The 7910-nt window shown below is 27.6% G+C and carries 11 protein-coding genes and 2 pseudogenes; 1 reads left to right on the top strand and 12 read right to left on the bottom strand.

Going from position 1 to position 7910, the window contains the following annotated elements; all coding sequences use genetic code 11:
- Positions 1 to 321 precede the first annotated feature (321 nt).
- From LGK95_RS21440 to LGK95_RS21425, 4 genes are all read right to left on the bottom strand, one after another.
- Positions 322 to 462, bottom strand: coding sequence for a hypothetical protein (locus tag LGK95_RS21440; protein WP_226126937.1), 141 nt, complete (start codon positions 460 to 462; stop codon positions 322 to 324).
- A gap of 747 nt (positions 463 to 1209) precedes the next feature.
- Complete coding sequence (locus LGK95_RS21435; protein ID WP_226126635.1) at positions 1210 to 1389, bottom strand: hypothetical protein; 180 nt, start codon at positions 1387 to 1389, stop codon at positions 1210 to 1212.
- A 1160-nt stretch (positions 1390 to 2549) separates the two neighbouring features.
- Positions 2550 to 2723 (bottom strand): hypothetical protein, encoded by a 174-nt coding sequence (locus LGK95_RS21430; protein WP_226126936.1) that lies wholly within the window; start codon positions 2721 to 2723, stop codon positions 2550 to 2552.
- 132 nt (positions 2724 to 2855) lie between these two features.
- Positions 2856 to 3137: a hypothetical protein gene (locus LGK95_RS21425; protein WP_226126935.1), complete on the bottom strand. Its 282-nt coding sequence runs from the start codon at positions 3135 to 3137 to the stop codon at positions 2856 to 2858.
- Positions 3138 to 3434: 297 nt separating this feature from the next.
- Between LGK95_RS21425 and LGK95_RS21420 the strand changes: the two genes are divergently transcribed.
- Positions 3435 to 3833 (top strand): hypothetical protein, encoded by a 399-nt coding sequence (locus tag LGK95_RS21420; protein ID WP_226126934.1) that lies wholly within the window; start codon positions 3435 to 3437, stop codon positions 3831 to 3833.
- A 191-nt stretch (positions 3834 to 4024) separates the two neighbouring features.
- Here LGK95_RS21420 and LGK95_RS21415 read toward each other — a convergent pair.
- The 8 genes and pseudogenes from LGK95_RS21415 to LGK95_RS21380 form a co-directional block, all read right to left on the bottom strand.
- Positions 4025 to 4111: pseudogene (locus LGK95_RS21415) on the bottom strand (sporulation transcription factor Spo0A); the annotation flags it as partial.
- Positions 4112 to 4334: 223 nt separating this feature from the next.
- Positions 4335 to 4772 (bottom strand): DUF6773 family protein, encoded by a 438-nt coding sequence (locus LGK95_RS21410; RefSeq protein WP_226126933.1) that lies wholly within the window; start codon positions 4770 to 4772, stop codon positions 4335 to 4337.
- Positions 4762 to 4974 carry a helix-turn-helix transcriptional regulator gene (locus tag LGK95_RS21405; protein WP_226126709.1) on the bottom strand — a complete coding sequence of 71 codons (213 nt, stop codon included), beginning with the start codon at positions 4972 to 4974 and terminating at the stop codon, positions 4762 to 4764. Before LGK95_RS21405 ends, LGK95_RS21410 begins: the two co-directional genes overlap by 11 nt.
- A 241-nt stretch (positions 4975 to 5215) precedes the next feature.
- A complete protein-coding gene (locus tag LGK95_RS21400) occupies positions 5216 to 5452 on the bottom strand; it encodes a hypothetical protein (RefSeq protein WP_226126932.1) in 237 nt (78 codons plus the stop codon).
- Between the two features lie 247 nt (positions 5453 to 5699).
- A complete protein-coding gene (locus tag LGK95_RS21395) occupies positions 5700 to 6050 on the bottom strand; it encodes a type II toxin-antitoxin system PemK/MazF family toxin (RefSeq protein WP_226126938.1) in 351 nt (116 codons plus the stop codon).
- A 270-nt stretch (positions 6051 to 6320) separates the two neighbouring features.
- Positions 6321 to 6602, bottom strand: a pseudogene (locus tag LGK95_RS21390) (PIN-like domain-containing protein); the annotation flags it as partial.
- On the bottom strand, positions 6599 to 7036 hold the full coding sequence (locus LGK95_RS21385) for a PIN-like domain-containing protein (RefSeq protein ID WP_226126931.1): 438 nt from the start codon (positions 7034 to 7036) through the stop codon (positions 6599 to 6601). The gene LGK95_RS21385 and the pseudogene LGK95_RS21390, both read right to left, overlap by 4 nt.
- 26 nt (positions 7037 to 7062) lie before the next feature.
- The gene (locus LGK95_RS21380; RefSeq protein ID WP_226126930.1) at positions 7063 to 7518 is read right to left on the bottom strand and encodes a hypothetical protein; all 456 of its coding nucleotides are present in this window, start codon (positions 7516 to 7518) and stop codon (positions 7063 to 7065) included.
- Positions 7519 to 7910: the final 392 nt, after the last annotated feature.

Here is a 7910-nt window from a genome sequence, read left to right as displayed (position 1 = left end):
ATGTTTGACATAAAAATACTCCTCCTTACAATCTTTGATAATCACTTATCTCAATTATTGCCAAGAAAGAGTACATTATATTCTGTTTACACAAAATTATTTACAGGCCCAATTTTTTTTACAATGCCTGGGTTGTTAAGCAGTTAGTTAAATTTAACTAAACCCTTTTATACCTTGAAAACTCTTATAATGTATTAACTTAAGAGTACATCCAATCGGTCTAAATGAAACCATGTCAGGTTCTGACGTAATGGATGGTATGTTACTGTATTCATTAACAATTCCATTGAAGTCATATTAAAGATAATTATTTACACATTACTACGACAAATATCCTAATCTCTTAACAACAGATGATGGTTTCAAAATATTTCCAAAGTTCTTGCCACAAGCAACCATTCTTTTATCACTTTTAATTAATTTACTTTTATCTATTCCAACTATCACTTTTAATTTTTTCATATGTATTCAACCTCACCTTATATAATGGCATTCTGGTATATCCTTAATATATTATTAACAATTATTTTTTATCCATTTTCATGTTGTGTATTCCTCTGTTTCTCTAGTTAAACCATTCATGAAAATTAAATATTATAAAGCTGTATGCTTATAATATAACTATATTATAAACATTATGTCAATAATAATTTGTTTGTTTTTGGCGTAAGTTATTTATTTTTATCATATATTGTAGAAGATTAGTCTAAAAATAGTTCTATTATTATACTACCCCTTAATCAAGAGGATAAAAAAAAATCATTAAAAACATAATAAAAATGAATGATAAGAATATTCTTATAGGAATATTAGGGAAAGGTATATCTATATTTGATAAAATTTATGAAAATGAAATATCTATATAGTTCACATTGATACTACGTGGTCATTAAATGAATAGTCATTAACTCCTGAAAATAATTTCTCAGGGGTTAATTTTGTATTATTTTAAAAAAATACAAAAGCAATACAAAAGTAATATCGTATTATTAAAATAGTGTATCAAAAAACTATAGTTAAATGATACGTTAAAAAAGACAGATAATAGCCTCTATAAACCCACTCAATTGGCTGCGAAAGTGTATCATGTGGTATAATAGGTTTTATGATATACTTAGTAATAAAGCAATAACAATAATTTGTGGAAAGTTATAAGCGTGAATAGTGTGTATGCTTATTAACAAAAAAATAAGAACATTTTAAATGCCCTTATTTAAATAAATCTACTAGAAAATTAATAATAAGCAATAGAAACGTTTTAAAACAAAAACTAAAAATATTTTTCGAGAAATCTTTCAGAGCTTCGTCAAAACCATTTTTTACAAGTCGGCCAACTTGTGAAAAATGGTTTTTAGCTTTTGAAAGATTTTTCTTTTTCCCTTTTGTCATAATACCACCTCTTTTATTTTATAAAATATCATGAATAAATGATATAAAACAATAGGACGTTTAAGTAGTATACTGCTGGGAACTTGTTATATCAATTTTAAAATTAACCACTAGCATTTACTACACATAATTAGTTTTAGGTATCTCAATATCCTTTGGTTTATTATCGTTATTATCCTGTTGACATTGTGTATTGAATGAACAATAATATTATTGTTCATTCCATTAATTGTAACATAAATAGAACATACGTGCGTATATGAAAACATTATTTTTTTACCAATAACCCTTTTTAATTTCATGCTCTATTGTAGTAGTTGCAATAAGCTTAATAGGAAGTTAAATAATAGTAATATAAATATGGAATTTTTCAGAAGAGTATTGAATAGTATATGGTATAGCGTACGAATAAAGTATGCGATAGTTAATAGCCATTCTCCTAAAGAGAGTGGTTATTTTTATAGTCTAATATATTAAAAAGGTTTCAAATTCTTTTCACATGGTATAGCTCTAGTAACATACTAATATGTCGGGGGCAAGTATTATATTATTATGTTTACTTATATATGTTATTGCAGGAGTAATAACATATTATTGAAATATTAAGGCAGTCGAAAGGGTGTCTATTTTAATGCATTAAAATAGCAGGGTACGATATAAAATTAGCGCACTCTGCATCAAATGAAAGAATTGGTAATTTGTTGAAAATACAATATTATGTAAATATCGTAAAGGTAACATTAACAATATAAGGTTAAGGGTTCAAATTCAAAGACTAAAAAATAGTTCGGATAGAGTATACCGTAGACGAACGAGAACTGATAGTCTTCAAAGTGGCATTATATGGTGGTGAATATACATATAAATCGTTCATATAGCATATGGACTTTAAACGAACGATTTAATATTTATCCTTTTTATTAGTTCTAAAGAGGGCTTTTTATCTAAAGGAAGTTGAATCGTGTTTTTTTCATTAGTTTTGTAATTAAGCAATTCATCCTTAAAAACCGTAATTGCAGCAGGGCTGCAATAGAAGCCAATGTGCTTTATGTGCCGCAAACTGTCCGATATACTCATCGACCGTTTGAAATTTAATCTGCTCTTCCTTCATAATACCCTCCATATTTTATAAGGGATTCGAAAATACAGATTAATGTAATCTAATTCCACTTATTTTTTTCTTTCTCTATTTTTTCTTCTTTAATTATTATCCATATTTCATATAAGAATGCTAATATAGCCAAAGTTAGTGTCAACATATCTTTTTGTACAATGCTTACAGATATTAAATATAATATCCAGATTCTAAATAAATTTTGTATCACCTTCCGCATATTCATTCCTCTTTTCTATAATGCTTATTCTTATATTATATCATCCTGTTTTAAGCTATATTTAATAAATTCCATAAAAATAAAAGCCTAGCAATTACGCCAGGCTTAAAAGGATGATTAACTTTATAAATATTACTTACATAGATTTGTGGTTGCAGGTGTTGTCGCGCAAGGATTAGTTGCCTTAGATTTATCAGCTAAACACGCTGCAGTTTGACACTTTGAATCAATACCATACTTAGCACATATATCCTGTAAACTTTGTCCTGGTTTAACTGAGCAATTACCTTTATTACACTCTTGAGTGTTCACTACTTTTGGTGTAGAACAGTCTTGGGCGTACACTGCTGAACTTATTCCTGTTGATACTAAAATACCTAAAGTTAATATTAGTGGTCTTAAAGTTTTCTTCATCTTTTGTACCTCACCTTCATTATTTTAATATACAAAGCAAGTTTTTCTCTTTGTGTACCCATGGTATCATGGGTTTTAGGTTTTTTCATCTTTTTTTCATGGTTATTTTGTAATAAAATGTCGAATTTTCAATTTTATACAGATCTGTACATCGGAGTATATTCCTAAATTGTATTAAAACAATAAAAATTTAAATTTAAAAAGAGTAATTTAAAAAGAGAAATAGTTTTTCTGCTATATTTCATAACATAATGGGTAAACTACTTAGTGTACTGAAATATATACAGTGCAATTTATATGTTTGAAGGGAGAATACTTATGAATAAAAATAATTTGGAAGAAACAAAAAAATTAAATAAACAATCAGAGGCAAAAGGACAATTAAGCAACGAACAAGCTGCTAATGGTCTTTCTAATGGTGCTAACAGCGCTAACGATGCTACTTCAAGAGCAAACGGACAATTAAGCAACGAACAAGCTGCCAATGGTCTTTCTAATGGTGCTAACAGCGCTAACGATGCTACTTCAAGAGCAAACGGACAATTAAGCAACAAACAAGCTGCTAATGGTCTTGCTAATGGTGCTTCAAACGCTGGTATGTCTAGTATGGCTAACAGCACTAATGATGCTACTTTAGAAGAAACAAAAAAATTAAATGCGCGTTCAGTTGCTAATAAAGGTACTGCTAACAAATAAAAAATAAGGCAGGATAATCCTGCCTTATTTTTATTTCTTGATATTAGCAAAATGCTAACTACTAACTCTATTTTGTAATCTTAATTTGTCCACCATTGCTACAAATTCTGAATTAGTAGGACTGCCTTTTTACATAAGTACTAAAAATCAGTTTTTTCCTCAATCAATTTTAATGCTTTTACTCAATTTTATGCAATGCCAGTAACAATCATATATTCTTGCGTTAATAGATAATTAAGAATATTACAAAACTCTTTGTTGTCATGAGCAATGATTATATATCTTTGGCTCTTCCATAGTTGTAATCTCTAATGTTTTATAAATTCGCAAAAAAATTTCCCAATCCTCTTATTTCAAAATTATAATCGAGTAGGAGCTAAATAAATTAATTATTTAGCTCCTACTCGATTTTTCCATCCCTAATATATAAAATAGTTTTTATCACGATATTAAGTGCCTTTGATAATAATTGAACTTTTAAAAATGAACAACAAAATGCTTTTAATCATTTCCTTCATTATTTTTACGCCTTGATACTATACTTGAGATAACAATAATCAGGATGAATAAGACGAAAAATATAAACAATCTTAAAGCTCCACTATAAGAAATACTGAAACTTCCTTTAAAAAAACTTTTAATAATTAGTCCCATAGCAATCAACATTACACAAAAACCAACGCTAAAACTCAATTTTTTTTTGCTATAGGTACTATATGCTCCTGCCCCGACGACCCTGATACCGTAATATATCGCACAAATTAATATTATTGCAGATATGCTTATTGAACTAGCAGCCCACTTAACCCCACAATTTCCGAGAAATATATCTATCAATAGTGAAGGAAAGAGAATGAAATAGCATTGATTCCCTATTTTATTTCGAGTTTGAATCTGCATTTCATCAAGGTCTTCTTTCAGACTTTCTTTATTTATCATTAATATCATCCTCCCAAAAAATTTGATCAAGTGTTTTATTGAGTGCTTTACAAATAGCAATACATAATCGTATAGAGGGGTTATAGTCTCCACTTTCAATAGCATTAATAGTTTGTCTAGTAACATTAACAACCTCAGCGACTTCCTTTTGTGACATGTCTTTTGCGGCTCTTGCAGACTTAAACTTTAAATTTTTACTCACATAAACCACCCCTAAATACAGTGTAATACTTTTTTTACATAATGTAAACTATATATTACATTATATCTGTATTATATTACATATAAATAAATATTGTTCTTACAACAATTTAGACGATTCACTGGATGTCAGCCACATAAGGAAACAAAGCAAATGCCGTGAAATGAATCATTTCACGACATTTTATAAACATATTCTATATATGTCTAAATTGTACAATTGTACTTTGAGTATTTAGCTATTAAATTTTAGTTAATTGATATGTTGTCTTTTTATTTCCTATTTGGTAAAAGCCACTAGTTCTTTTTTTATATACAAATCCTGTTATTATTTCATCGACTCTATAATTTCCATTTGTCAATTCGTCGACAATTTCATTACATATTAAAATATCATCATCATTTATTAAAAATTTAATTTGTTCTAACGTATAATTTTCACCTATTATTATTTTCTTTAACATATCATCTTCAACCATCCTATTATCATCTCCTATTCTTATAACTTATATTATAGCATTGGACTCGTGGTAAGTGAGTTATTTCCAGACTCAATTTATGGAAAGTCTTTAATATGTTAAACAAGAATAATAATGGAATAACAAAGGAACGACGTGAAATTTTCTTTTCACGACATTTATCTTTTCCATACCTACTATACAAAATGCTTTTTTATCGTTTAAATCGAATGATCATTATATGGAATCTATATTATTAATAGTTTAATTAAAGACCTACTTGAATTAATAATGCAGTATCTATTTTTTGCATATCTGCATTATTAACTTGACCAATTTCTTCTTTAAGTCTCTTTTTATCTATTGTCCTCATTTGTTCAAGTAAAACTACAGAATCATTAGTTAGACCATACTCTTCTGCTGATAATTCAACATGAGTTGGAAGTCGCATTTTTCTTAACTGTGAAGTAATTGCTGCTACAAGAACTGTTGGAGAATATTTATTTGCAATATCATTTTGCAAAATAACAACGGGTCTTATTCCACCTTGTTCTGAACCTACAACTGGACTCATATCAGCATAATATAAATCTCCCCTGGTTATTATTAAATGTCTCAAAGGTCTTGAGCTACTTAATTCATCGTCATTTAATTCATCAAATTTTGATTGAGTTACATTTTTAACTTCTTCAATTACTGATTCATTAATTTTTGTTTTAAGTAATTCATTTGCAGTATATAAAAATTGATGTAAAGTATACATCCAAAAATTCGCATCAGCTTCGTCTTTTATTTCTTTTATTAAATCTTCTCTTGGTCTTTCAATTCTAGTTTCATTACTTCTATTATTTTTATAACACCAATCTTCTTTTAAATCATTTATAATAAAAATTATATCTTTCTTTGTTGTTCTAGCAAAATTAATTATTTGTTTCCATATAATTAAATCTCCAAACTTCTGAATTCCTTTTTTATCTTTATCATCCATATATCCAGGTGGTATTCCATTTTCATATCTAAATCCGCCCTCTTTTACAATCTCCATAATCTGTGCATATTCAAACTCTTTACCTACCATAAAATACTTATTAAATTCTTTTAATACATTATCATCGTCTAACTTGGCGTTAATTTCTTTTTTTCTTTCTAAAGTTTCTTCATCAATTTTCACTTTGAATTTATTATAACTCTTTGTAAATATATCGCATTCACTTTTAAATTCATTAAAAATTGTACTATCAAAATACGGATGCGAATCTTCTTTTTTGTATCATTACTTAAAGCATTCACTACCGAACTTATACCTTTAATATGTTTCATAATTGGTATAAATTTTTCTTCATTTAACTTAGCATATTTATCATTATATACTTTATTTATTACAATCTTTCTATTCTTTAAATACTCAAATTCTACATGTCCTGGAATCCATAATCTTTCTTTGATCTTTGTAAAAGTAGTGTCAAAAATATTTTGTTGTGTTTTTGTAGAAAATTCATAAAAAGACAATAATGCAGAAGTATCAAATACAAATATACAATTTGCCCATAGTTTATTTTGTATCTTTGATTCTGCTAAATAATTTATTATATTATCTTCATTCATGTAGACAACCCACCCCCATTCTGAATTTATTTAATATCCTTGTACAAACTACACATTAATGTTAAAACATCCTCTTCACCATTTTCTTCTTCTTCTTCAGTGCAAAGGGAGTAAATTTTTTCTTTTACAGTATACTGTTTTTTATTAAATATAAATTTATCACTATTAAGAAATGTATTTAAAGAAACTTCCGAAAAAGTCTGTAGTCTTAATTCAGGGTCTCCCTCTAAATTTAAGTCTACTGAAATTAAATCTGCATATTCTTTCTTTTTCAATATAACGGTATTACTATTAACTTCATTATCTGAATCTAAATGTTGAATAATATTATGTAAGTCATATTCTTCATCTTCATCCTCATCCTCATATCCCAAATTTTCATTTAATATCATTTCACAATTTGAATCTTTTTCAATCTCAAACTTTTTCTCAGCCCTACTTCTAAAATTTTTATTATAAGTCTTCACAATATATTTCCCCATAATTAACACTCTCCTATCTTACCCATATAATTCTGTAAAAGTAATAAGATACCTTTATTTTTTAAATGAATATGGTATTAGAATTACCCTGTGGCTCTTATATAGCCTTTACAAACGTTATAGACCCATTGAATAGGTAGTCTTTAATTTGTCCATTTAGGTATACCTTTATAAACGATAGCTCAATAGGGTGTGACATTACGTAAATAAATGTCATGAAATTTATATTTCACGACATTTGCTTTTTTCAATTCCAATAATATTAAGGGTTAAATGTCCTAAATTGATTTTGAAAAATCACCAATTGCTTTTCTAATTACTTGAACCATCTCTTTAGGGGATTCTCTTTCTTTATTGTCTATCCATTTATATAATATATTCCAAAGACCACC

Origin of the sequence: Clostridium algoriphilum (genome assembly GCF_020443705.1) — a bacterium.
Taxonomy (GTDB): Bacteria; Bacillota; Clostridia; order Clostridiales; family Clostridiaceae; genus Clostridium_AD; species Clostridium_AD algoriphilum.
The sequence above is the reverse complement of the archived record's forward strand: the minus strand, read 5'-3'. Positions and strand labels throughout refer to the sequence as shown.